The 23,636-nt window shown below is 44.9% G+C and carries 22 protein-coding genes; 9 read left to right on the forward strand and 13 right to left on the reverse strand.

Annotated elements, in window-relative coordinates; all coding sequences use genetic code 11:
• Nucleotide 1: 1 nt before the first annotated feature.
• Nucleotides 2–1,396: a hypothetical protein gene (locus R8G66_32790; GenBank protein ID MDW3197201.1), complete on the forward strand. Its 1,395-nt coding sequence runs from the start codon at nucleotides 2–4 to the stop codon at nucleotides 1,394–1,396.
• 40 nt (nucleotides 1,397–1,436) lie between these two features.
• Here R8G66_32790 and R8G66_32795 read toward each other — a convergent pair whose 3' ends face one another.
• The 6 genes from R8G66_32795 to leuC all read right to left on the reverse strand — a co-directional run bounded on the left by R8G66_32795 (nucleotide 1,437) and on the right by leuC (nucleotide 7,226).
• The gene (locus R8G66_32795) at nucleotides 1,437–1,910 is read right to left on the reverse strand and encodes a GNAT family N-acetyltransferase (protein ID MDW3197202.1); all 474 of its coding nucleotides are present in this window, start codon (nucleotides 1,908–1,910) and stop codon (nucleotides 1,437–1,439) included.
• A complete protein-coding gene (locus R8G66_32800; protein ID MDW3197203.1) occupies nucleotides 1,907–2,485 on the reverse strand; it encodes a methyltransferase domain-containing protein in 579 nt (192 codons plus the stop codon). Before R8G66_32800 ends, R8G66_32795 begins: the two co-directional genes overlap by 4 nt.
• A gap of 130 nt (nucleotides 2,486–2,615) precedes the next feature.
• On the reverse strand, nucleotides 2,616–4,133 hold the full coding sequence (locus R8G66_32805) for a 2-isopropylmalate synthase (protein MDW3197204.1): 1,518 nt from the start codon (nucleotides 4,131–4,133) through the stop codon (nucleotides 2,616–2,618).
• Nucleotides 4,134–4,153: 20 nt separating this feature from the next.
• Nucleotides 4,154–5,248 carry a 3-isopropylmalate dehydrogenase gene (leuB, locus tag R8G66_32810; protein ID MDW3197205.1) on the reverse strand — a complete coding sequence of 365 codons (1,095 nt, stop codon included), beginning with the start codon at nucleotides 5,246–5,248 and terminating at the stop codon, nucleotides 4,154–4,156.
• A gap of 4 nt (nucleotides 5,249–5,252) precedes the next feature.
• Nucleotides 5,253–5,840 (reverse strand): 3-isopropylmalate dehydratase small subunit, encoded by a 588-nt coding sequence (gene leuD, locus R8G66_32815; protein MDW3197206.1) that lies wholly within the window; start codon nucleotides 5,838–5,840, stop codon nucleotides 5,253–5,255.
• Nucleotides 5,841–7,226: a 3-isopropylmalate dehydratase large subunit gene (gene leuC, locus R8G66_32820; GenBank protein ID MDW3197207.1), complete on the reverse strand. Its 1,386-nt coding sequence runs from the start codon at nucleotides 7,224–7,226 to the stop codon at nucleotides 5,841–5,843.
• A 408-nt stretch (nucleotides 7,227–7,634) separates the two neighbouring features.
• Here leuC and R8G66_32825 point away from each other — a divergent pair, with 408 nt between their 5' ends.
• The gene (locus tag R8G66_32825) at nucleotides 7,635–9,173 is read left to right on the forward strand and encodes a hypothetical protein (protein MDW3197208.1); all 1,539 of its coding nucleotides are present in this window, start codon (nucleotides 7,635–7,637) and stop codon (nucleotides 9,171–9,173) included.
• Nucleotides 9,174–9,364: 191 nt separating this feature from the next.
• On the opposite strand, the gene R8G66_32830 is transcribed toward R8G66_32825, so the two are convergent.
• Both R8G66_32830 and trxA read right to left on the reverse strand, forming a co-directional pair.
• Nucleotides 9,365–10,321, reverse strand: a complete 957-nt coding sequence (locus R8G66_32830; GenBank protein MDW3197209.1) for a hypothetical protein — start codon at nucleotides 10,319–10,321, stop codon at nucleotides 9,365–9,367.
• 22 nt (nucleotides 10,322–10,343) lie between these two features.
• Nucleotides 10,344–10,652, reverse strand: a complete 309-nt coding sequence (gene trxA, locus R8G66_32835; GenBank protein ID MDW3197210.1) for a thioredoxin — start codon at nucleotides 10,650–10,652, stop codon at nucleotides 10,344–10,346.
• 503 nt (nucleotides 10,653–11,155) lie between these two features.
• On the opposite strand from trxA, the gene R8G66_32840 reads away from it, so the two are divergent.
• Complete coding sequence (locus R8G66_32840) at nucleotides 11,156–11,890, forward strand: hypothetical protein (protein MDW3197211.1); 735 nt, start codon at nucleotides 11,156–11,158, stop codon at nucleotides 11,888–11,890.
• 247 nt (nucleotides 11,891–12,137) lie between these two features.
• Here the strand turns inward: R8G66_32840 and R8G66_32845 are convergent, their stop codons facing one another.
• Nucleotides 12,138–12,911, reverse strand: coding sequence for an SDR family oxidoreductase (locus R8G66_32845; protein MDW3197212.1), 774 nt, complete (start codon nucleotides 12,909–12,911; stop codon nucleotides 12,138–12,140).
• Nucleotides 12,912–13,209: 298 nt separating this feature from the next.
• Here R8G66_32845 and R8G66_32850 point away from each other — a divergent pair, with 298 nt between their 5' ends.
• From R8G66_32850 to R8G66_32865, 4 genes are all read left to right on the forward strand, one after another.
• Entirely contained in the window at nucleotides 13,210–13,383 is a 174-nt protein-coding gene (locus R8G66_32850) for a GIY-YIG nuclease family protein (protein ID MDW3197213.1), read from the forward strand.
• 207 nt (nucleotides 13,384–13,590) lie between these two features.
• Nucleotides 13,591–14,118, forward strand: coding sequence for a 3-hydroxyanthranilate 3,4-dioxygenase (locus R8G66_32855; GenBank protein MDW3197214.1), 528 nt, complete (start codon nucleotides 13,591–13,593; stop codon nucleotides 14,116–14,118).
• Between the two features lie 53 nt (nucleotides 14,119–14,171).
• Nucleotides 14,172–15,404, forward strand: a complete 1,233-nt coding sequence (gene kynU / locus R8G66_32860; protein MDW3197215.1) for a kynureninase — start codon at nucleotides 14,172–14,174, stop codon at nucleotides 15,402–15,404.
• Nucleotides 15,401–16,747, forward strand: coding sequence for an NAD(P)/FAD-dependent oxidoreductase (locus R8G66_32865; GenBank protein MDW3197216.1), 1,347 nt, complete (start codon nucleotides 15,401–15,403; stop codon nucleotides 16,745–16,747). Before kynU ends, R8G66_32865 begins: the two co-directional genes overlap by 4 nt.
• Here R8G66_32865 and R8G66_32870 read toward each other — a convergent pair.
• A complete protein-coding gene (locus tag R8G66_32870; protein MDW3197217.1) occupies nucleotides 16,707–17,144 on the reverse strand; it encodes a hypothetical protein in 438 nt (145 codons plus the stop codon). The genes R8G66_32865 and R8G66_32870 overlap by 41 nt on opposite strands.
• A gap of 122 nt (nucleotides 17,145–17,266) precedes the next feature.
• Between R8G66_32870 and crtD the strand changes: the two genes are divergently transcribed.
• Nucleotides 17,267–18,727: a 1-hydroxycarotenoid 3,4-desaturase CrtD gene (gene crtD, locus R8G66_32875; protein MDW3197218.1), complete on the forward strand. Its 1,461-nt coding sequence runs from the start codon at nucleotides 17,267–17,269 to the stop codon at nucleotides 18,725–18,727.
• Here crtD and R8G66_32880 read toward each other — a convergent pair.
• Together R8G66_32880 and dxs are read right to left on the reverse strand one after the other, a co-directional pair.
• Nucleotides 18,699–20,192 carry a transporter substrate-binding domain-containing protein gene (locus R8G66_32880; GenBank protein MDW3197219.1) on the reverse strand — a complete coding sequence of 498 codons (1,494 nt, stop codon included), beginning with the start codon at nucleotides 20,190–20,192 and terminating at the stop codon, nucleotides 18,699–18,701. The genes crtD and R8G66_32880 overlap by 29 nt on opposite strands.
• A gap of 54 nt (nucleotides 20,193–20,246) precedes the next feature.
• On the reverse strand, nucleotides 20,247–22,154 hold the full coding sequence (gene dxs, locus R8G66_32885) for a 1-deoxy-D-xylulose-5-phosphate synthase (GenBank protein ID MDW3197220.1): 1,908 nt from the start codon (nucleotides 22,152–22,154) through the stop codon (nucleotides 20,247–20,249).
• A gap of 146 nt (nucleotides 22,155–22,300) precedes the next feature.
• On the opposite strand from dxs, the gene R8G66_32890 reads away from it, so the two are divergent.
• Entirely contained in the window at nucleotides 22,301–23,080 is a 780-nt protein-coding gene (locus R8G66_32890) for a segregation/condensation protein A (protein MDW3197221.1), read from the forward strand.
• Nucleotides 23,081–23,133: 53 nt separating this feature from the next.
• Here the strand turns inward: R8G66_32890 and R8G66_32895 are convergent, their stop codons facing one another.
• Nucleotides 23,134–23,553 carry a nucleoside-diphosphate kinase gene (locus tag R8G66_32895; GenBank protein ID MDW3197222.1) on the reverse strand — a complete coding sequence of 140 codons (420 nt, stop codon included), beginning with the start codon at nucleotides 23,551–23,553 and terminating at the stop codon, nucleotides 23,134–23,136.
• Nucleotides 23,554–23,636: the final 83 nt, after the last annotated feature.

Below are 23,636 nucleotides of genomic sequence, written 5' to 3' on the forward strand. Positions count from 1 at the left end.
AATGGGATACCTCGATACGGTCAATACGCTTTTAAATGATTCTTCGGTTGATTCGAAGTATTATGTAAAAGTACAGTCGTTGCTTACTTATATCCATCAGGGAAAGTACATCGGTGATCCAAAAATTATCTCGGACCTGGATCAATTCAAAAAGATCCGGGATAAGAAAATCAGCGAAGGCCGCAGTACGAAATCTGTGTTATCGGCGACGGATAGCCAGGTATATGTTTACCATACCATTTGGAAACGGATCGCAAGCAAGGAACTCCTGGGTTCAACGTTGGATCAGGCTTATTTTCTGTTGGAGCATCTGTCCAATCGTGCCGATAAGAAAGATGTGAAAATCGCAAACCTGGAGTATCGGATCATTGATCAGTTAAGGGCAGCGATAGAAGCGGGTTCGATGGACGTGGATCTGCTGAAAACGCCGAAAATCATCACCTTTCTGGAAGATATCAACCCTTATAAAAATTTAGAAGGATATCTTAAAGATCCTGCTCAGCTGGAACACAAGACAAAGTCCAGATGGCGCCAGGAGCTTCCATTACTCTTTATTGTTTTAGGAATCGATGTGGAGCTATTCAGGACTTTTTTAGAGGAAGAAAACACCTTTCTGGACCAATCTACAAAGACGCAAACAAATGAACTCTCCCCGGAGGGAGCACCACCTGCATCGGTAACTCCTGGTTCAGCTTTTTATCAGAAAATATATGACCTGCCGTCCTGGTTGAAAGCGCTAACCTTGATCTTGATCACGGTTGCCACTGTAATTGGGTTATCACAGCTTGGATTTAATTCGCGAGCAGAGGATCTGAAGCCGGAAGAATTGCCCGAAGTGTTCAATGTCGTTGATAAGCCGCTACAAAGCTCCAAAATCTTCAGTCCTTTTTCTCCCATTACCACAACGGTGACTCCCAGAGATTCACTGGTGCTTCAAGTGAAACAAATTGAGTCTGAGGAGGTGCTGTCTGGCGAAATAGAGATTCCTGTCCAGGCCATAGAATTAGAGATACTGATTCAAAATACGAGCCAGCGAAGTGGTTATGTATTTGAAGGGCTTCAAATCACTACACTTCAGAATTATAAAGTAGAGGGCCATCTCCTTGCTCAGGGAGTCCCACGCAATAATGCTCATCTGGAGGAGATTACCCTAGCTTGTATTAAAGATGCTGTACAATACAGAGCGATCGTCAATGGTTCCCGAAGTGTACTCATTCCGCAACAAGAAACGGTGTGTTCATTAAAGTTAATACTCTCAGAGAGCTGCGTTACTCCCAAGATCGGCCATCAGGTGGTTCCGTTGATGATCGGGTTCACGGTACAGAATGTGAAAGACAGCAAGGCCAGGAATAAACTTGTGGAATTGAAAGATCCGGTAGCAATAGCTATTCGCTAAATGTTTTCTCTTACCGGAATGGTGCCGCAAGGGAGGTGCATTATAACACCAGCTCATACCTCCGTTCTTCCAGACCGAAATCCGTGAATGTGGAAGACACGTATTGATAGCCTAATTTCTCGTAGAGGTTGGCCGCGGTGTTGAGTTGTTTTTCTGTAAGGAGAAAGGACTTTTGGTAACCACACTCCTTCATGAAGGTCATGAAAAGATCGATCATTCTTTTCCCAAGACCGATGCCTCGAACTCGCTCATCCAACAATAAATATCGGAGTTGTGCCCAGTCGTCGGCTTTTTTCAGGCAAATGGAACCTACGATCCAGCCATTGAGCTCTGCGATCCAAAAACGCTCTTTCTCCGGATTCTGGTGTTTGAAGAAGTCGCTCAGCGATTCTCCAACATAGAATTCAAACTCCTTGCCATAATTGTACATTTCGCCATGCATGCGAATGATGTGCCCCAGGTCACCTGCCTTATAGTCGTGTCGGATCTCTATTTTCTGCAGCATCGGACTCATGGCGTAGTGGAGGTTTTGGTGCAAATGAAAATTCCGGTGGACCAATCCAATTGGGTGGTGGAGAAATCCGATCGGGACATGATGTGTTCGGATAGTTGGGCTGCTTTTTCCGCATGCCCTTCGGGCCAATTGGGCTGCTCCAGCATGTCGTCAATGATGTACAAACCCCCAGGCTTGAGTAAGTCAAACGTTTCTTCCAGTAACTCGTATTTACCCGGCCAGGCATCCGCAAAAATCAGGTCAAAAGCAGGACCTGAGTAGTCTTTGATCCACTCGGCCCCATCGGTACAAGTGATGGATACATTGAGGTCTTCCTCAAATTCGGGACTGACCAAATCAATTAGTTCCTGATCATTGTCCACGCTCACTAAATGAGCAGCATGATCCATGCCGTCAACCATCCAGGACAAAGACAGCCCCATACCTGTGCCTAATTCCAAAAACCGTCCGCCTGGCTTGGCTGCAACCAACGTCCGTAGCAACGAACCCGCCAATTCGTCTGATGGCATGGTAAAGCCAATTTCATTGGACTTCTTCAGTAGCTTTTGGAATCGTATAGGCGTATACTCTTTCATTGATCAACTGTCAATTGGACTCGTGTGAGGGATGGTAAGGGCCTGGTGCGCAGCACGGACAAAATGGACCCCTGGACAGCCCGACCATGGCCGCCAATCATGGAACAATGGCCATGGTCACACCCAAGAATTATGCGCTTTTCTTCTCTCTGCGTTTGATGGCTGAGATCTTGTTGATGGCGTCTACATAAGCCTTAACTGAAGCGACAATGACATCCTGATGCACACCAAAACCAATGTAGTGCTGACCTTTGTGCTTCAAACGGATGTGCACTTTTCCTTTGTCCTTGCGATCTCCCATGGACTGTACCAGGTACTCGTCCATCTCGAACTCATCACCTAATAGCTGATCCACAGCGCGATAAGCCGCATCCAAAGAACCTTCACCTAAGGCTGAGGCATGTAATTCTTCCCCATTGATCTCCAAATGCACCGTAGCTGATGGCATGACGTTTTCGCCACACATGATCTGAACATTCTTCAACTCGATACCTCCTTCAGGAAGCTTGCCATCGACCAATAAGATCAAGTCATCATCGACAATGTCTTTTTTCTCATCGGCCATCTTCAGGAATTCTTCGTAGATCTCTTCTACGCGCTCATTATTGAGGTTGTAGCCCAATCGTTCGAGGTGATACTTGAGCGCCGCTTTGCCACTTCGTGCGGTAAGGATGATGGACGATTGTGGGATCCCGACATCCTCCGGGTCCAGGATTTCATAGTTTTCGCGGTGTTTGATGACCCCATCCTGATGGATGCCACTAGAGTGCGCAAAAGCGTTTCGGCCGACGATCGCCTTATTAGGCTGTACAGGCATCCGCATCATTTTGCTCACCAACAGACTCAATGGATAAATGTGCTCCGACTTGATGTTGGAGTACATAGGTATGTCTTTGCGTGTCTTAAGTATCATGGCAATCTCCTCCAGGGAAGTATTACCTGCTCTTTCACCGATTCCATTGATGGTCACCTCAACCTGACGAGCACCATTCAAAACGCCACTTAGCGTGTTGGCGGTGGCCATGCCCAGGTCATTGTGACAGTGGCAAGAAATGATGGCCTTGTCAATGTCCTTTACGTGATCCTTGAGGTACTTGATCTTGGCGCCATACTCTTCAGGGGTACAGTATCCAGTCGTATCCGGAATGTTGACTACCGTGGCGCCTGCGGCGATCACTGCTTCAACCACACGAGCCAGGTACTCATTGCCGGTACGGCCAGCATCTTCGCAGTAGAACTCAATGTCCTCGACGTACTTCTTTGCATACTTGGTAGCTGCAACGGCACGCTCGACGATCTCGTCCGGTGTACTTTTGAACTTGAATTTGATGTGCTCAGGTGATGTGCCGATACCCGTATGGATCCGCTTTTTCTTGGCGTATTTCAGTGCATCTGCTGCAATGTCTATGTCTTTTTGAACCGAGCGCGTCAAGGCACAAATGGTCGGATGAGTAACCGCCCTGGAAATTTCAACCACGGAATTGAAATCCATGGGACTTGAAATAGGGAAACCCGCCTCGATGATATCTACCCCAAGAATTTCGAGTTCTTTCGCGATCTCTACTTTTTCTGGCGTAGAAAGCTGACAACCCGGAACCTGCTCTCCGTCTCTTAATGTCGTATCGAATATTTGTACTTGATCACTCATGGCTTTTCGATTGGGTTAATTTATGAGGGGACGACCTGTGTCATGTGGTGGACCACCTGTGTCCCCATTTCCTCGGTTGATAAAATATTTTCTTGTGCCGTACTGTCATCTTTGATGTCCACCGTACGAAGGCCTGCTTTCAGCACCTGATCCACCGCATCGATGATGACCTGAGCTTCTTGTTGCATGCCGAAAGAAATGTCGAGCAATAGCGCCGCTGACAATATAGTCGCCAGTGGATTGGCTTTGTTCTGCCCGGCAATATCCGGTGCGGATCCGTGGATAGGTTCGTAAATGCCTACACTATCACCAATAGATGCTGAAGGCAACATGCCGAGCGAACCGGTGATTTGCGAAGCTTCATCGGTAAGGATGTCTCCGAACATATTTCCAGTAACCACCACATCGAATTGGCGTGGATAGCGGATCAACTGCATGGCTGCATTGTCGATGAACATGTGCTCAAGTTTCACATCCGGATACTCTTTGGCCACTTCATTGACCGTTTCTCTCCATAATCTCGAGGATTCGAGCACATTGGCCTTGTCGATGGAGTGAACGATTTTTCGACGGGTTTGCGCCGACTTAAACGCTTTCTCAGCGATTCGTCGCACTTCCATTTTGCTGTAGCGCATGGTATCAATGGCTACGGAGCCTTCATCCTGACGCTCTCTTGGCTGACCGAAATAGATGCCACCAGTCAATTCTCGGAAGAACATGATGTTGACATCTTTCAACAACTCCGGCTTGATGCTACTGGCATGCGCCAACTCTTCGAAAATCTGAATGGGACGGATGTTGGTGTACAACCCTAGTTCTTTTCTGATCTTCAGCAATCCCTGTTCAGGGCGAACTTTTGCAGAAGGATCGTTATCGTATTTTGGGTGGCCAACGGCTCCCAATAAAATGGCATCAGCTTTTTTACAAGCATCCAGCGTCTCATCCGGAAGTGGATTACCAGTTGCCTCGATGGCCGTATGACCGATGAGCTGGTCTTCGAATGTGAACTGATGCCCGAATTGCTCGCCGACGATTTCCAGGGCTTTCTTCGCCCATGCGGTTACTTCCGGCCCGATGCCATCTCCTGCTAATACAACAATGTGTTTATCTGCCATGCGGTTAATAAGTCACTTTTTGTGATTCGTAATTTTCGATATCGCCTGTCAGGCTGAGGATATAATCGATATCATCATAACCATTGATCAGGCACAATTTTTTATAAGCGTTGATTTCAAATGATGCTGAAGTCCCGCGGGTTTCATTGGTGATGGTTTGCGCTTCCAGGTTTACCGTGAAAGCAGCATCAGGATCATTTTCGATGCTGGTGAACATTTCTCCCAGGAAATCATCAGACACCTGAACGGGCAACAAACCATTGTTCAGGGAATTGCCTTTGAAAATGTCTGCGAAGAAACTAGAAACCACCACTTTAAAGCCATGGTCTTTGATGGCCCAGGCGGCATGCTCACGACTGGAACCCATTCCGAAATTTTTGCCAGCCACCAGGATCTCTCCACTGTAGGTACTGTCGTTCAATACAAAATCCTCGACTACTTTTTCGCCTTTGAACCGCCAATCCCGAAACAGGTTCTCACCAAACCCTTCTCGGGTCGTGGCTTTCAGGAACCGGGCAGGGATGATCTGATCGGTATCGATGTTTTCCACCTTCAGCGGAACTCCTGTTGATGTCAATGTTTTGAATCCCATCTATATCAATTCTCTTATATCTGTGATTTTACCTGTTACTGCAGCCGCTGCGGCCATGATCGGACTCACCAGGAAGGTGCGAGCTCCTGGTCCCTGACGACCTTCAAAGTTTCTGTTGGATGTCGACACACAGTATTTGCCAGCAGGCACTTTGTCTTCATTCATGCCCAGGCAGGCACTACAACCAGGCTGACGTAATTCGAATCCGGCGCCTTGGAAAACTTTGTCCAGGCCTTCTTCTATGGCTTGTGCCTCCACTTTTTTCGATCCGGGCACGATCCAGACGTTTACCCCATCCGCTTTTTTCTTGTCTTTCACGAAATCGGCTACTTCGCGCAGGTCTTCGATCCGTGAATTGGTACAACTCCCGATAAAAACATAATCTATGGCCTGTCCCAACAAAGAATCTTTGCCCTCAAGCCCCATGTACGCCAGGGCTTTGGTGAGGTCAGGTACCGTTCCTTCTTCAGGAAGGTTGTCACTTACTTTGATGCCCATTCCCGGGTTAGTTCCGTAGGTGATCATCGGTGCGATATCTGCCGCATCGAATCGCTCTACTCGATCATATGTAGCATTCCCGTCTGATTTTAGGGAATTCCAGTGGGCCACTGCCTCGTCCCAGGCTTCAGCCTTAGGTGCATGTTCGCGCCCTTTGAGGTATTCGAAAGTGGTTTCGTCCGGAGCAATCATCCCTCCACGGGCGCCCATCTCGATGCTCATGTTACAAACTGTCATTCGGCCTTCCATGGACAGAGATCGGATGGCACTGCCTCCAAACTCCACAAAATATCCTGTGCCGCCCGCGGCCGTCAATTTGGAAATGATGTACAGCACAATGTCTTTGGCCGTCACTCCTTTGCCGACTTCACCATTCACCTCGATGAGCATGGTTTTTGGTCGGTACTGCAGGATGCATTGGGTAGCCAATACTTGCTCTACCTGCGACGTACCAATGCCGAAAGCAATGCTTCCGAATGCACCGTGTGTCGAGGTGTGACTATCGCCACAAACCATGGTCATACCGGGCTTAGTCAGGCCAAGCTCAGGTCCGATGACGTGAACAATGCCTTGTTTTTCGTGCCCGAGGCCAAAAAGCTCAACGCCGAACTCCTCACAATTCTCGATCAGTTTCTGCACCTGAAACCTTGACAATTCTTCCCTTATGGGCAAGTGCTGGTCAATTGTAGGTACATTGTGATCGGCCGTTGCGGTGGTTTGATCGGGTCTGAAAACGGGTAAGCCCCGCTTCCGTAGGCCATCGAATGCTTGTGGTGAAGTAACCTCGTGAATGTAATGTCTGTCGATGTATAATAGGTCGGGATAGCTGTCCTTGGATGTGACAACATGAGCTTCCCAAACCTTCTCAAATAATGTTTTCCCTGCCATTCAAAAACTCAATAGTATCTATCGGATTTTTCAAAAGTATTTTATCCTCCCATGGAGGGGAAAACCGAATTTGGATTTAATTACGACTTCTAAAAAGTAATTTCTGGAAGATTTTTCAATATGGTAGAAGCTCAAAAAATAACCCTTACATTCCCTAATGAGAAAGTTTCCATTACTCCCTTTAGGGATGGGGTAAATTTCTAAATACTGTAAAATCTTTGATTTCATGTAAATTGAGGACTTTTATAATGATTTGGAATTTATCCTGATGCCATGATTCTTAATTGATTTGAAATGAGAATTTATCATATATAAAATCAATATCATGTACATTTACCACAGATTCTTGTAATGTAATCTACAATGTCTAAGGTAAGATCTGACGTCCTTTTCCAACTGATTAAGTCCATGCGGACGAGCGAAAAACGTTACTTCAAATTGCAAAACCAGAAGAGCGGTGAGAGTGACCTAAAATACCTGAAACTCTTTGAAGCACTCGATAAGCTGGAAAATTTTGAAGAGGAGAAGCTGCTGGCGAAGTACAGTTGGATCAAGCCCGCACAGTTTAGCAATTTAAAGGCGCATCTGTATCAGAAGATCCTGCAAAGTTTGAAGAGCTACAATGCTGCGACGAATGAGGAAATTGCCACGCGGGAAAAAATCGACTATGTACAGCTACTCTTTGACCGCAGCTTGTATGCGCAGAGTTCGCAGCTATTGGAAAAAGTGAAGAAGTCACTCAGTGGGAGCGAAAACCTGGAAATGCGGTTGGAAGTCCTGAAATGGGAAATGATCCTGTTGCCTTTTACCATTGGTAAAAACAATCAGGAGCGGGTACAGCAAATAGTCAAGGAGGCCAATGAGATCAGTTTACGGATCTCACGCATCAATCAGCTCACCAGTCTGAGTGTAGAACTCAATTCTATCTATTTACGAAGGGGGTATATTCGTAATCAGCAGGATTTTGAAGAAATAAAAAATACCTTCCATACGCAACTTCCGGACTGGCCGGAAGAATCGCTTTCGTTTCGCGAAAAATTGCTTTGGCATGAAATTCAACTGGGCTACTACAGCCATATCCAGAACCTGGAAAACACTTACGTGCATGCAGAAAAGTGGGTGCGTTTGTTTCCTGAAGTGCCCAAGTCTTCCCTTCTCTTCGAGATGTATTTGCGTGGACTGAATCATCTCCTCAATGCACAGTCTCGACTTGGATTGCGCAAAGAGTTTTCCAAAACGCATCGGCACTTACGGTCATTGGCAAATCACAAGGTGGTGAAGTTGAATGAAAACATTCAGATCCGACTCTTCAAATACAGCTACGCCCACCAGTTCAACATGTATTTCATGTCTGGGGATTTTGGGAAAGGCTGCCAATTGCTAGGCAAGATCGAATCCCGACTGGAGAGCTACATTGGCATGATTGATAAGCATTCGGAGCTGGTCCTCTTCTATAAGATCGCCTGTCTGCACTTTGGGAACGAAAACTATCGGGCAGCACTCAAGTGGCTCAACCGGATCATCAATTCAGAAGACCTGGACATCCGGGAAGACGTCCATTCTTTTGCGAGGATCATCAATCTTATTACGCATTATGAATTGGGGAATCGGGAAGTATTGGAATATGCGGTACGGTCTACGTATCGCTTTCTGCGTAAAAAAGACGACCTGCACCATTTCCAAAAAGAGATCCTGGAATTTATCAAAGACTTGTCCTGGAGTTTGACGGAACCCGAGTTGATCTCGAGATTCAAAATGCTGCGAGAAAAGCTGCTCCCGATCTCCAATAGTCGTTTCGATCGCAGAGCCTTTGTCTACTTCGATATCATTTCCTGGCTGGAGAGTAAGATCGAGCAAAAATCCATTGAAGAAATCATCAAGGCGAAATCCAAACTTCCGCCGATCGCGTTTGAGGTCGAATATGAGATCGAGTTTAGTGTGGTGTAGCGCTTCGAGTGCCTCAGCGCAGGTCTTCCTGCCTCGTTCGGCAGGCGGGCGATAGACTCAGACTGACACCACAGATGTTTCAGACATATGGTGCGAGAAGATTAATATTATAAATAGCCGTTAGTTATCTGAGATAAAAAAAGAGGATGCCTACTAAGACACCCTCTTTTTTTTTGTTATTTCAACTGTACTTATTGCACAGGAGAAGTGTATTTGATCTCGAAAGAGATGGTACGAGAAGCACCAGAATCTCCACCAGTCTCAGTTACTTTCATCAATCCAGAAAGTCCTTGTCTTTTCTCACCATCCAGAGAGAAGCCGAATACGCTTCCTACTTCCAGGTTGTTAGCTACGGTAGCATCAGCAGCTACTTCACCAAATAGATTGGTAAGATCCGCTTCAGATACAACTCCGTCGAAATCTTCCGCAGTAGCTTCCAATGCTTTGAAAAGAGTTTCATTGAACTCACCTGCGTCGAAAATACCGTCGATCGGAATATCAGCAGCTTCGAAAGCAGTTTGTAATGACTCATCAGCCAAAGCAGCAATCGCATAACCACTTGTGCTGCCGTAGAAGAAAGCAAAATCAACGTTAGCAGTTTGCTCGTCGCGGGTAGCAGCGTAGCCATATACCGCGTCATTCATCAAGTCATAGAAACTTCCACCTTGCGCATTCAATTGACCATACAAAGTGTTCATTCCTGTATTAGCATCAGGAGAAGGAACTTCTGCAACCGTATAAGAGAAAGTAGTTTCACCCGTTTGGTTCAAATCATCAACAATGGTGAATGTCCAGTCGATGGTGCTTCCTACCTGCTCTTCAGGAGTTTCTACCGTCAAAACAGCAGTACCGGAAGTAGCACCAGCGTCCAATTGAAGGTCGTTTCTGGTTACTTCAGTTGTCGCACCACCAGCAGTAGCACGGATCACGTTGAATCCACCAGGAGTAGTAGCTGTTACAGTAACAGAGATATCGTTTCCAGTGATGACAGAACCACCGTCAGCAAGGACTGTACCGTCTGCCAATGCAGCACTTACGCTAATAGAAGGTGCAGCCGCTGTTGGCTCATCTTCCTCTGAACAGCTGTATAGGAACGCCATGGCCCCCACGGCCGTGAGCATCAAAAAGTTCTTGAATAGTTTTTTCATAATTACGATAAAGTTTAGAAATTTAATTGATTGAGCTATTTATAGATTTAATCAATTCCTTTTTGGTTAGAAGACCTGCCTTTCGCCAGGCCGGAACTCCATTTTTAAATAGGATCAACGTAGGAATGCTGCGAATATTGAATTGCGCGGCCAAAGCATTGTTTTTATCTACGTTTATTTTGATCACCTTCACTTTTCCCGACATTGACTTGGCCACATCCTGAACGATGGGACTCAACGTTCGGCATGGGCCACACCAATCGGCATAGAAGTCCACTAATACGGGCACCTCTGATTTCTTAATCAGTTGATTGAATGGCGGTTTCTTCATATTTTAATGCAGCTGATTACTTACCGATTAACGGGACTGTAAAATTAGCTTGTGTTCTGGGAAAATGGTGTTCTTCTTAGAAAAGTTCTTTCTTTTCTGATTTTGATGCAAAGATTAAAAGAGCCACTAGCAATTCACAAACATTACACCTTTTATTCGATGATCGGGATCGCAATTACGATAAAAATACCAATCATCTTGACCAATCTTCCTCGCACGTAATACGGATATTGTGTAGTAAGGTTTTCAGGTCACAATTTTTTTAACTAAATAATCTTTCCAGGCCTAAAAGGACGATTTTTAATTTCTTAAAATCCAATTCGGCCATATTTTTTGGACTTTTCTCCTTTATTCTAGCATTGAATCGATGGTATAATTTTCTTATTTTACAGGCTAATCGGTTTTTCACTCTATATTTATGGAAAGATGCATTGCCGATTTAGAAAAAATTATAACATTTTTGTGACCAAAGTCCCTAACCGGTTAATCTAAAATACACTGCTATGACTCAGCCTATCTCGTCTGAATTGCTAAATGCGCTAAACCTGTATGGCAGGTATTTGGCCTATGCTGTTGCAGGTGCTGGAGTACTGATCCTTTTAGGACACCTTATCAAGCTGATAACAACCAAAGATTATAAGACCCGATATGACTATATCAACATGCATGAGATCAATCTCATGTGGTATGGCATCTTGTTGATCATCATTGGTATGGCTTTATTTGGTAACACCATTGCTGGTACAACTACCTGGCTCTGGCTCTCTATTCGTTTGTTTGTGAGCGTTATGCTTGCAATGATCGTTGGAGTAGTCGTGCAAAATGTCTTGAAATTCTATTATCCATTTTACATCGAAAAAAGATTGAAGCGTCTGCGATACACGCCTCGTACTTCTCCCGATGGCAGAAAAATGAAACTGCTCAGTGAGGAAGAGGAAGACGTTTACCTGGATGAAGGTATGCAGGCGGAGGAAGATGCTTTCTCTGTAGACTATGATGTATGGATCGACGAAGAAAGTGGATTTACAAAAATTGAAAAATATAACGGACGCCTTCACGCACTGCAATGTCCTGATTGTAACTATCAGACACTACGCGTAGATCGTGAAGAAGTGATCCAGCCTGCTACCGATACGGAAGAAGGAGAATTGATGAAGTATTTCACTTGCGGCTATTGTGGCTACAAGGAAAGAAAATCTTTCACCATCGCAAGGCAGCGCGAAGACGCTACGGCTTAATAAACCTGACCTATACCATGAACCCCGCCTCGGCGGGGTTTTTTTATGTTAAAGCACGTCATGCCGGGCGCCCGGCTAGGGTTATTAGCGACTTAAATTCCGTAGGAAGTCTAAAAATACCGGCGGCCCGCGTAGGGTATCTCATTTACGTGCTTTTGAAGGATTAGTGTTGAAATAGTAAAACTACGTATTAGAACTACAAATAACTTTGAGATTCCGGCACTTCGGCCGGAATGACGGTAAAGTCTTATATACTCCCCGTTCTACCTCCATCTATGCGAATACTGGTGCCATTGACATAGGCTGCTGCCTCTGAGCATAGGAACAAAGCCATGTTGGCCATTTCTTCAGGTTCGCCGAATCTTCCGGCAGGAATCGACTTTTGCATGTCTGAACTTACCTCGTTTACAGGACGTCCGGATTTTTGAGCATTGCTTTCAATGATCTGCTGTAGCCTTCCGGTTTTGATGAATCCAGGCAGCAGGTTGTTGACGGTGACACCATCTGCGGCCACTTCCATAGACAAGGTTTTGGCCCAGGAGGCTACTGCCCCCCGCACCGTATTGCTGACCCCAAGACCGGGTATAGGCACCTTCACGGAAGTAGAGATGATATTTACGATCCGCCCAAATTTTCTTTCACGCATTCCCGGCAACAGAGCGGTCGCAAATGTTTGACTACACCGTAGTTGTTTGGTAATGGCCATTTCAAAATTTTGCCACGATTCTTCAGAGACCAAACCGGGATTTGGGCCGCCGGTATTGTTCACCAAAATATCTATGGGCTGGTTTTTGAGTTTTTCGGCACCCGCTTCAATGGAAGCCACGTCCTCCTGGTTAACGACGAGTATGTCATGCCCGTCATTCTTTAACGTTTTGAGCGTATTTTCAAGCTTATCTGCGCTTCTCCCTACCAATATTACCCTGGCGCCTTCTGCCGCAAACTTGCTGGCAATTGCATGCCCGATTCCCTGGGTGCTCCCAAAGACCAGTGCCGTTTTTCCATTGAGGTTCAATTCCATGTATTCTAAGTTAACTTTAGTTCATTCAATAAAAAACATTCAACTTAAAGTCAAATGTCGTTTTGTTAAAGTCCGTCTCTGCGAAGAATTGAATCGGAACGCCGAAGCGGCAGTCTGGATAAGTTAAATCTACAACGAAAGTATATATGAGAATGCTTCGTAAACCGGTGGCCGGTGCCATCGCAATGACGGATAGAATACTTAAGAAATACAACATTTGACTAATAGCTACTTTGTAAATGAAGGTCAATATTTAATAAAGTGTAGATCTATGGAACGTGGAGGTGCGGTTTACATAATGACCAATTATTCTAATACGACATTATATATCGGTGTAACCTCTGATCTGATCAATAGGATATTTGAACACAGGACAAACAAATACTCGAAAAGTTTTACTGCTCGGTATAAGCTTCACAAATTGGTTTATTACGAACTATTTCATTCGATAGAGGAGGCAATAGGACGATAGAAACAACTAAAGGCGGTTCCAGAAAGAAGAAATTAGATTTAATCACCGAGATGAATCCTGAATGGAAGGACTTGTGGGAAGAGATTAAGGAATGGTAGCGAGATGTCATGCTACAAGACAAGTTTGAGTAAACCTTAAACCAATAATTTTTCCTGAAAAAACCTTAACTATGCAGCTCAGGTTAACTTTTTATTAATTCTTGGAAACATGATCAGAAGGCCCTTCAATTTGCGTGAGTGGATCGATACCAATCGAGATATCCTTAAGCCGCCAGTTGGAAATAAGAACCTGTACCAGGATGCCGGAGACTATATTGTCATGATCGTGGGTGGACCCAATGCCCGAAAAGATTATCACTACAATGAAACCGAAGAACTCTTCTACCAACTGGAAGGTGACATCAAAGTGATCATTCAGGAAGAAGGGAAGTCTGTGGAGGTGCCAATTCGAGAAGGAGAAATGTTTTTGCTTCCAGCCAAAGTGCCGCACTCTCCGGTTCGATCGGAAGGATCTGTTGGTCTGGTAGTGGAAATGAAGAGAAAAGGTGAGGAAAAGGACGGTTTGCAATGGTATTGTGACAATTGCAATCACTTGCTGCATGAGACGTATTTCCCTTTGACCAATATTGAAAAAGATTTTTTACCCCGATTTCGGGCCTTTTATGGTTCGGAAGAGTTAAGAACTTGTAAAAACTGTGGGACACAGATGGAAGTGGATCCCCGATTTGTTGATTAACCCAACTTAAATTGACCAACGAACAAGAACTTCAGATCGCGAAAAAGAGAGATATGGAAGATCCTCTCGCGCGGTTCAAAAACGAATTTCACTGTCCCATGAAAAACGGGAAGCCCGTGATCTACTTCTGTGGAAATTCACTGGGCCTGCAGCCGAAACTTGCCGCTGAGTTTCTGGAAAAAGAAATGAAAAAGTGGCGTGAATATGCTGTGGAAGGACATTTTGAGGGAGAGCATCCCTGGATGTACTATCATAAGTTATCAAAGGAATCGCTCTCTAAACTGGTAGGAGCCAAGCCACATGAAGTTGTTTGTATGAACAATCTCACGACCAACCTTCATCTGATGCTGGCCTCTTTTTATCGCCCAAAAGGGAATCGAAAGAAATTGCTGATTGAGAAAGGCGCATTCCCCTCTGATCATTTTGCAGCCACTACTTTCATGGGACTCATGGGTGTGGACCCCAAAGAAGATCTGGTTGAGCTGGTTATCCCAGAAGATGGATATGTAGCTACTCAAACCATCACTGATCAGATCGCATCGATTGGTGAAGAATTGGCGCTGGCCCTGTTGCCTGGTATCCAGTACTACACGGGGCAATTCTTTGAATTAGCAGCGATCACAAAAGCATGTCATGAAGTGGGTGCGTATGCAGGTTTTGATTTGGCACATGCCATCGGGAACTTGCCTTTGTCCCTTCATGAAGATGAAGCAGATTTTGCCGTGTGGTGCAGCTACAAGTACCTGAATTCAGGGCCCGGCAATGTGTCCGGAGTTTTTGTGCATGAGCGACATAGCAAGGACACTACTTTTCCGCGGCTTGGTGGCTGGTGGGGACAAGATGAAGCCATCCGATTCAAAATGGAGAATGTTTTTCAGCCAATGACCGGAGCTGACGGATGGCAATTGAGCAACATGAATATTTTACCGACGGCCATTCATCATGCTTCACTTTCTCTATTTGATCAGGCAGGCATAGAAAACCTGCGTGCCAAGAGTTTGGAATTAACCGGGTTTTTGGAGCATCTGCTCCGACAATCGAGCATTATCCGTAACCAGGTGACTTTACTCACTCCAAAAACAAAAGAAGAACGCGGTTGCCAGATATCCATATTTCTCAACAATCATGGGAAGGAAATTTTTGATCATTTGATTGATCATGGAGTGGTACTGGATTGGCGTGAACCGAACGTTATTCGAGCTGCTCCTGTTCCTATGTACAACAGCTTTGAGGAAGTATGGGAATTTGTCAATATCCTTGAGGACGCTTTTGAAAAGAACGCATGACGAAGAAAGAGCATGTCGCAATCATAGGAGCAGGACTTGTCGGATCGTTGGTAGGAATTTTATTCCGCAAACGAGGCTTTGAGGTCAGTATATATGAAAAGCGGGGAGACCTTCGCACCGCACAGGTCAAAAATGGCCGGTCCATCAATCTGGCATTGAGTGATCGGGGCATTAGGGCGTTACAGGAGACGGGTATCTATGAGCAGTTGAAGTCAGAACTGGTTCCGATGAAGGGTCGTATGATGCACGACTTGAAAGGTGAAACCACCTTTCAGGCCTACGGAACGGACAGTCAATTCATCAACTCTGTGTCGCGACTGAACCTTAACAAGAAGCTCATCACAATCGGGGAAGAAGCAGGCATACATTATTACTTTAATCATCGCTGTGTCGATGTAAATACCGACCCAACCACCGTATATTTTGCCAGAGAGGATTCAGAAATCCGAATTGAACCAGATCTGCTCATCGGGGCGGATGGCGCTTTTTCAGAGGTGCGTAAAAGTATTCTGGAGACAGAGAAACGAGAGTTTGACAAGCAATTCCTGGATTACGGATACAAGGAACTGTCTATTCCTGCTTCTGCATCCGGGGACTTCCAATTGGAACCAAATTACTTACACATTTGGCCACGTAAGCAATTCATGTTAATTGCTTTACCCAATCCGGACAAGACGTTTACTTGCACGTTATTCCTGCCCTATGAAGGTGAGGATTCCTTCGAATCGTTGGCTGATGATGGAGAGGTTGAAACTTTTTTTGGGAAGTATTTTCCAGATGTACTCGAAAAAATGCCTTCACTCTCGAAAGAATTCAATCGGAATCCTACGTCATCACTGGTAACCATTAAGTCTTTCCCTTGGCATTCCAATAGGACACTGGTGATTGGAGACGCGAGCCACGCCATTGTTCCATTCTATGGTCAGGGCATGAACTCCGGTTTTGAGGATTGCAGGATACTGATGGAGATAGCCGAAGCCCATGATTATGATTGGGATCGTGTGTTCGAAGAATTTGAATCTACCCGCAAGGTAGATACCGATGCCATTGCGAAATTGGCCTTGAAGAATTTTAAAGAAATGCGTAGCAAAGTGGCAGATAAGAAATTCCTGCAACGCAAACAGACCGAAGCCAAACTACACGCACAATTTCCTGAGGAATGGCTGCCCCTTTACACGATGGTTACATTTTCGCACCTCCCTTATTCGGAAGCTCAGCGACTAGGGAAACTTCAGGATAAAGCCTATCAAAATGCGATAAATGAAGGTTATGAGGATAACCTCGAGCGAATTTTAGAAGAATTTAATGCTCTAAAGACAGCCGCTCAGACAATTCCTCAATAATACTCTGCTCGATATCGGAAATGCCATCGGCTGCGTTAGCAAATAGGTACATGGCCTCCATGACAAATTCTTTGTCCTCGGTGTGCTCTTCCAATCGGCTTTTTAGGGCATTCAGGAATTTTTTCTTCCAACGATCAATGTTTTCCAACAAATAGCGGAATTCCGTGCGGAAAAGTTGTGCCATATGGTCCTTTTCTTCGGGTTCAGCATAGGCATCTGCGAGACCGTCTGCAATTCGAAGAACGCCATCCCATTCTTCTTTGTCCAAAACTCCGTCACTCATGCAAACAAGCAGCGATGGATAGAGGTTAATTAGATAAATAAAATGATCGATGGTGATATCGATTCGACGAATTTTAAGATATTCCTCAAAAAGTAGCTCAACTTGCTGTTTCATAGAGCGCGGATATAATCATTATATGATTTAATACGAATATAGCAAGGACTTGATACATCGAGCCGACGTAATTCAAAAACTATGAAAAACATCGCACAAAGTTTTCATCAACGACACCATATATGCCTTTGAAAATTGCCGTGATTGGTTCCGGTATCGGGGGCATTGCAAGTGCGATCCGAATGGCCATTCGTGGACATGAAGTCCATGTATTTGAGCAGAACGACTATCCTGGAGGTAAATTGTCTGAAGTACGGCTGGGTGATTTCCGTTTTGATGCGGGTCCATCGCTATTCACAATGCCCGAGTTGGTGGATGAATTATTTGCTTTGGCGGGAGAAAACCCTGATGATTTTTTTCAATACCAACAATTGAAGGAAGTCTGCGAATACTTTTATGAAGACGGAACACGTCTGACAGCCTTTGCAGATCAGGAAAAACTGATCGAAGAACTGGCTTCCATTGGGGAAGCTCCACACAACATCAGAAAAGCATTGGAGCGCAATGCCACGCTGTATGAATACCTGGGAGAAATGTTCATGTTCCGGTCTTTGCATGACCCGAAAACCTATTTTTCAAAGAGTGCTTTCCGATCTTACCGGAATTTGCATAAGCTGGACTTTTTCAGAACCATGGATCAGGCGAATAAAGATCAATTCGATGACCCCAGAATGACCCAACTATTCAATCGCTATGCGACCTACAATGGGTCAGATCCCTATCAAACGCCTGCCACGATGAACATAATTTCCCATCTGGAATATGGCAAAGGAGCCTATTTTCCGAAAGGCGGGATGCATCAGATCACAAAGTCACTGGTGAAACTAGCGGAACGAAAAGGCGTGACATTTCATTTGAATTCCCCAGTGGATAAAATCCTGACTAAAAATAAACACGTTGTTGGGATACAATTGGCCGGTAATCAAGTGGATTTTGATCGCGTGATTTCCAATATGGATGTAGTAGGAACTTACAAGAAACTACTTACAGAAATTCGTGCACCAAAAAATTTACTGACACAACCAAAGTCCAGTTCGGCGCTTATTTTTTATTGGGGAATCAAGGAGCAATTTCCGGAATTAGGATTACACAACATCATCTTTAGTCGAGATTATCAGCAAGAGTTTGGGAAGATCTTTCAGGAAAAAACGATCGATGAAGACCCCACGGTTTATATCAATATTACCTCCAAGTTGAATCAAAACGATGCGCCTGAGGGTAGTGAAAATTGGTTTACAATGATCAATGTGCCCAATAATGATGGACAGGATTGGGATGCATTGATTGGGCAGGCGCGTGAAAATATTCTGAAGAAGCTGAGTCGGGTTTTTGGTCGTCCGGTTGAATCGCTCATAGAAGAAGAAAGCTTGTTGGAGCCAAGAACCATTGAATCAAAAACAAGTTCAAGCCAGGGAGCACTCTATGGCAATAGCTCCAATAACAAGTTTGCGGCGTTTCTTCGTCACAATAATGTAAGTCGTCAAGTCAAAGGCTTATTCTTCTGTGGGGGAAGTGTTCATCCGGGAGGGGGTATCCCGATGGCCCTCTCTTCCGCTAAGATTGTTGATCGGTACTTTCAGTAGCAACAACTTCTTTTTCTTCAGGGAATAGCTGCTTGTAGTTTTCGTAAGTGGTGTAGATGACCTTCACGTAATTGACGGGCTCTGAGCCACGGCAATAGCCGAATTCTACATCCGGATCATTATAATATTCGGGCTGTTCTTTTAAGATCAGATACTTCTTTACGGTATCCCATCGATTTGGGATTTCTCCATGTTTATCAGCTAGCCGTATGGCATCAAAAACGTGACCGTGGCCCACATTGTAGGAGGCCAACAAAAATCTTACGCGTTCTTCGGGATCTTCGATTTCTTTGTCCCACATGCGTTGCAGCCACTTCAGGTGCTGTAAAGCGGCGCTCAGGTTTTGTTCAGGATTCTTGAGGTCAGTTGCTCCATAGGATTCTCCGGTTCTTGGGAGTACTTGCATCAAGCCGATGGCACCAGCCCACGAAACTGCCTTAGGGTCAAATTTTGATTCCTTAAACACTTGAGAGGCAAAAAGGCGCCAGTCCCAACCTAATTCGGCTGCACTTGCTTTGATCAGTGAATCGTACGGAGATAGTTTGCCGCCACCCATGGAGGAGTATTGGCTGTAGTTTCTTCTTCGACTTTGACGTGAGCTTCTGAAATAGCGATTGTACACGGTATGATATTCAGGCGTTTTCTTCATTTTCCTGATCCAGTTGTTCATGGTCAGCTGTAAGCTATCTGCATTTTTTCGCATACCCCATGCGATCTGTTGCGGAAAGCTCACCGCGGTTTTGATGTCGAGGATCGGATAGTAAGCTGCATTGACCAGTGCTACATCCTCCTCCGCTACCGTGTATTCAATTTCACCATTGGCTACTTTTTCGAGCAGGCCTTCGGTCATTACATTAGGGAAGTCTTCTACAATCAGAATATCGCCTCCTATCTCATCGGATAGATTCTGTAACCTGGAATGAAAAGCAGAATGGTACCGAACATGAACCTCTTTGCCAATCAGATCTACCGGGTTTCTGATCAGCTGCTTTTCAATTTCGTGCAGCTTCATCTTTCGCCAGTTTTCTGGTTTGCGTTGAACCAAAACCTGCTTCACCAGATTGTGATAGTCAGAAAACTTGATCTTTTTCTTGCGCTCCTTGGTAACCGTCAGGTTGTAGGCCAGGACGTCTCCTTCTCCATTGTTCAGGAGTTCAAAAGCGGCTTCCAGATTAGGTTGAATGGTAATTCTCAGATCTACACCAATGGAGTCCGCAAACATTTTGAGTAACTCGTACTCATAGCCCATGGTATGGCCCTTGTATTGAAAAACACCGGTGGAACTATTATCCATGATCGCGACCATGTAACCGCGTTCCAGGATTTTATCCAAATCCTGCTCGATAATGAATTCTTCCGCAGGCCGGTTGGCCTCTCTACGCACATCCGGATTGTTGCGACAGCCCACAATGAGCAGTACCAACGTAGCAAATAGCAAAAGTTTTATCGTACGATCAACATGCATGTATCATGTAATATCGTGAAAATCATTTAGAAGTTTTGTGCATAGCACAGTGAACTAGGCTGTCTGAAAATCGACAACCTTTAATGCTTCCTGATACAAGCCTTCAGGATCAAAGCCACATTCGCGATGTAACTCCAACTGCTCTCCATGCTCGACAATTCGATCAGGGATTCCCAGACGAGTTACTTTGGCCTGATAGCCATGATCAGCCATGAATTCCAGAATAGCAGAACCAAATCCTCCCATGACACAGCCATCTTCCACCGTAATGATACGATTGTGACGTTTGAAGATCTTATGAAGTAGTTCTTCGTCCAGAGGCTTGACAAATCGCATGTCGTAATGTCCGGCGGAAACACCCACTTCTTTCAGTCGCTCTATGGCCTCTGTTGCGTAGTTCCCAATGTGTCCGATGGTCAAATAGGCCAAATCTTCTCCTTCCTGAACCACGCGTCCCTGTCCGATTTGAATTTCTTTCATAGGAGTCTGCCATTCAGGCATCACCCCCTGACCTCTGGGGTAGCGGATAGAGAAGGGACCATCAAATTTGGTGGCTGTGTACATGAGGTTACGTAACTCCGCTTCATTCATAGGTGCGGAAACCACCAGGTTCGGAACGCATCGCATGTAGGCAATATCGTAGGCTCCATGGTGCGTGGGGCCGTCTGCTCCGGCAAATCCAGCCCGGTCCATGCAGAAAACCACCTGCAAGTTTTGAATACAAACATCATGGATCACCTGATCGTAGGCCCGTTGCATGAATGTACTATAGACATTGCAGAAAGGAATAAGGCCTTGTGTAGCCAATCCTGCCGAAAACGTAACGGCATGTTGCTCGGCTATCCCCACATCGAAAGCACGGTCAGGCATTTCTTTCATCATGATGTTCATGGAAGAACCTGACGGCATGGCGGGTGTAACCCCCATGATCTTTTCATCCTGTTTAGCAAGTTCTACGATCGTCTTACCAAATACGTCCTGATACTTAGGTGCCTGGGGCGTGGTGTGAACTTTTTTCTTGATCTCACCAGTGATCTTGTCAAACTTTCCTGGTGCATGCCACTTGGTTTGGTTGAGCTCCGCAGCTTTGTATCCTTTCCCTTTTACGGTGACACAATGCAGGATTTTTGGCCCTTTGATGTCTTTCAGGTGATTGAAGACGTCTACCAAATGGTTCACATCATGGCCATCGACAGGTCCAAAATATCTTAAGTTCAGTGATTCAAACAGGTTGCTCTGCTTCAATAAGAAGGACTTGACACTGTTTTCTACTTTCGCGGCAATGTCCTGCGCATTGGGGCCAAATTTGCTGATCTTCCCAAGAATATTCCATACCTCATCCCTGAACTTATTGTAAGTGTGAGAAGTGGTGATATCGGTCAGATAATCTTTAAGCGCGCCGACATTCGGGTCGATGGACATGCAATTGTCATTCAAGACAATGAGCAAATTAGAGTTTGAAACACCCGCATGATTCATGGCTTCAAAAGCCAATCCTCCGGTCATGGCACCATCACCGATCACGGCGATGTGATGTCTGTCTTCTTCTTTATATTGATTAGCCATGGCCATTCCCAATGCAGCAGAAATGGAGGTGGAGGAGTGTCCTACACCAAAGGCATCATATTCACTTTCTTTTCTTTTGGGGAAGCCCGATAACCCTCCATACAGTCGATTCGTATGGAATTGCTCTCTTCTACCGGTCAGGATCTTATGACCATAAGCCTGGTGCCCTACGTCCCAAATCAACTGATCCGAGGGAGTGTTGAAGGCATAATGTAAGGCAACCGTCAGTTCTACTACACCCAGGCTGGCACCAAAATGCCCTCCAAATACAGACACATGATCGGTGATGTATTCTCGTAGCTCGGCACTAAGTTGAGTGAGTTGGTGTTGTTCGAGTTGTTTAAGTTCCGATGGATTTTGAACATTCGACAACAATGGTCCGGGTTGAATCAACATACGCTTAAAAATAGAAAGAGATGATAGAGGAACGATTAACTCTTTGAAAAGTTTAATCAAATCCGGTCATTCCAAAAGTAAACGCAAAATTACTTCTTTTTGAAATTCACTCGAAGTAATGATCTTTGTGTTACTTCCTATCCGATATGAGTAATACAGACGAACAAGAAAAATTTGAAATTAAGCTGCCTTTATTTGAAGGCCCCTTCGACTTGTTGCTCTTTTTCATCGAAAGGGATGAGTTGGATATTTATGACATTCCAATATCGAAGATCACAGATGATTTTCTGGCTTATATCCATAGATTGGAGGAAATGAACGTAGAAGTGGCGAGTGAGTTCATTCTTGTGGCGGCCACCTTGATGCGTATAAAGTCAAAAATGCTACTTCCCAGGCCGGTACTGGATGAAGATGGCAATGAAGTAGATCCGCGGGAAGAGCTGGTGAAAAACCTGCTGGAATACAAGAAGTACAAGTCAGTAGTAGCCGAGCTATCAAAAATGGAATCCGACCGGATCAATATGGAGTCCAGAGGAAACCTGATGAAAGAAATCAATTCGCTTTCTCAGTTGACCAATGTAGAGTCTGAACTTCAGGACCTGGATCTATATAAGATGATGCGTGTCTTCCAGAAGGTGATGGCACAATATGAGATCGAGAAAAATAAGCCTACGCATAAGATAGTCCAGTATCCTTATACGATTGCTTCACAAAAGGAATTTGTATTGGGTAGAGTCAAGGTAGGTCAGAAACTGAGCTTCGTGGATTTGATTCAGGAAAAGCCAGAAAAGATCTACGTGATCTTTAGTTTCCTCGCGATACTCGAACTGATACAATTAGGAAAAGTTCTACTTGTGATTGGTGAAGGATTCAATAACTTCTGGGTAGAAGGATCCGCAAGTAAAGAACAAGAAGTAAGTTCTTGAGACGAAAAAAGGCCCGATAAACGGACCTTAATTTCTTTTTCTTACTTTCTTTTTTAGACTCTTTCGAGGCTGGAAAAGAAGAAAGACGCTTCGATTTGAGCGTTTTCATCTGAATCAGAACCGTGGATCGCATTTGCTTCGATAGACTTAGCAAAGATCTTTCTGATGGTTCCTTCTTCTGCGTCTGCAGGATTGGTAGCTCCGATCAACTTTCTGAAGTCTTCCACTGCATTTGCTTTATCAAGTACAATCGCGATGATTGGACCTGAAGACATGTAGCTTACCAAATCATTGTAGAAAGGTCGCTCTTTGTGTACTGCGTAGAAAGCACCAGCAGTTGCAGTTGTTAACTGGGTAAGTTTCATCGCTTTGATGGAGAAACCTGCTTCTTCAATCATTTTCAAGATCGCTCCTGAGTTCCCTGCTCCAAAAGCGTCCGGCTTGATCATTGTAAAGGTGGTAGTACCTGCCATTTCTGTTATCTGAATATTTATGATTCCGTAAAATGGCTGCAAAAATAGTAGATTAAGTGATACGTCATCTATCAGGCGGCATT

The sequence above is a fragment of the Cytophagales bacterium genome (genome assembly GCA_033344775.1).
Lineage (GTDB): Bacteria > Bacteroidota > Bacteroidia > Cytophagales > Cyclobacteriaceae > JAWPMT01.

Bases quoted from the DNA above. Each gene is read 5' to 3' on its own strand.
- R8G66_32805 (MDW3197204.1), bottom strand. From the start codon at position 4,133: ATGAGTGATCAAGTACAAATATTCGATACGACATTAAGAGACGGAGAG.
- R8G66_32825 (MDW3197208.1), top strand. From the start codon at position 7,635: ATGCGGACGAGCGAAAAACGTTACTTCAAATTGCAAAACCAGAAGAGC.
- R8G66_32855 (MDW3197214.1), top strand. From the start codon at position 13,591: ATGATCAGAAGGCCCTTCAATTTGCGTGAGTGGATCGATACCAATCGA.
- R8G66_32865 (MDW3197216.1), top strand. From the start codon at position 15,401: ATGACGAAGAAAGAGCATGTCGCAATCATAGGAGCAGGACTTGTCGGA.
- R8G66_32790 (MDW3197201.1), top strand. From the start codon at position 2: ATGGGATACCTCGATACGGTCAATACGCTTTTAAATGATTCTTCGGTT.
- leuD (MDW3197206.1), bottom strand. From the start codon at position 5,840: ATGGGATTCAAAACATTGACATCAACAGGAGTTCCGCTGAAGGTGGAA.
- kynU (MDW3197215.1), top strand. From the start codon at position 14,172: ATGGAAGATCCTCTCGCGCGGTTCAAAAACGAATTTCACTGTCCCATG.
- R8G66_32830 (MDW3197209.1), bottom strand. From the start codon at position 10,321: ATGAAAAAACTATTCAAGAACTTTTTGATGCTCACGGCCGTGGGGGCC.
- R8G66_32850 (MDW3197213.1), top strand. From the start codon at position 13,210: ATGACCAATTATTCTAATACGACATTATATATCGGTGTAACCTCTGAT.
- trxA (MDW3197210.1), bottom strand. From the start codon at position 10,652: ATGAAGAAACCGCCATTCAATCAACTGATTAAGAAATCAGAGGTGCCC.
- R8G66_32840 (MDW3197211.1), top strand. From the start codon at position 11,156: ATGACTCAGCCTATCTCGTCTGAATTGCTAAATGCGCTAAACCTGTAT.
- R8G66_32880 (MDW3197219.1), bottom strand. From the start codon at position 20,192: ATGCATGTTGATCGTACGATAAAACTTTTGCTATTTGCTACGTTGGTA.
- R8G66_32890 (MDW3197221.1), top strand. From the start codon at position 22,301: ATGAGTAATACAGACGAACAAGAAAAATTTGAAATTAAGCTGCCTTTA.
- dxs (MDW3197220.1), bottom strand. From the start codon at position 22,154: ATGTTGATTCAACCCGGACCATTGTTGTCGAATGTTCAAAATCCATCG.
- R8G66_32845 (MDW3197212.1), bottom strand. From the start codon at position 12,911: ATGGAATTGAACCTCAATGGAAAAACGGCACTGGTCTTTGGGAGCACC.
- leuC (MDW3197207.1), bottom strand. From the start codon at position 7,226: ATGGCAGGGAAAACATTATTTGAGAAGGTTTGGGAAGCTCATGTTGTC.
- R8G66_32795 (MDW3197202.1), bottom strand. From the start codon at position 1,910: ATGAGTCCGATGCTGCAGAAAATAGAGATCCGACACGACTATAAGGCA.
- R8G66_32800 (MDW3197203.1), bottom strand. From the start codon at position 2,485: ATGAAAGAGTATACGCCTATACGATTCCAAAAGCTACTGAAGAAGTCC.
- R8G66_32870 (MDW3197217.1), bottom strand. From the start codon at position 17,144: ATGAAACAGCAAGTTGAGCTACTTTTTGAGGAATATCTTAAAATTCGT.
- R8G66_32895 (MDW3197222.1), bottom strand. From the start codon at position 23,553: ATGGCAGGTACTACCACCTTTACAATGATCAAGCCGGACGCTTTTGGA.
- crtD (MDW3197218.1), top strand. From the start codon at position 17,267: ATGCCTTTGAAAATTGCCGTGATTGGTTCCGGTATCGGGGGCATTGCA.
- leuB (MDW3197205.1), bottom strand. From the start codon at position 5,248: ATGGCAGATAAACACATTGTTGTATTAGCAGGAGATGGCATCGGGCCG.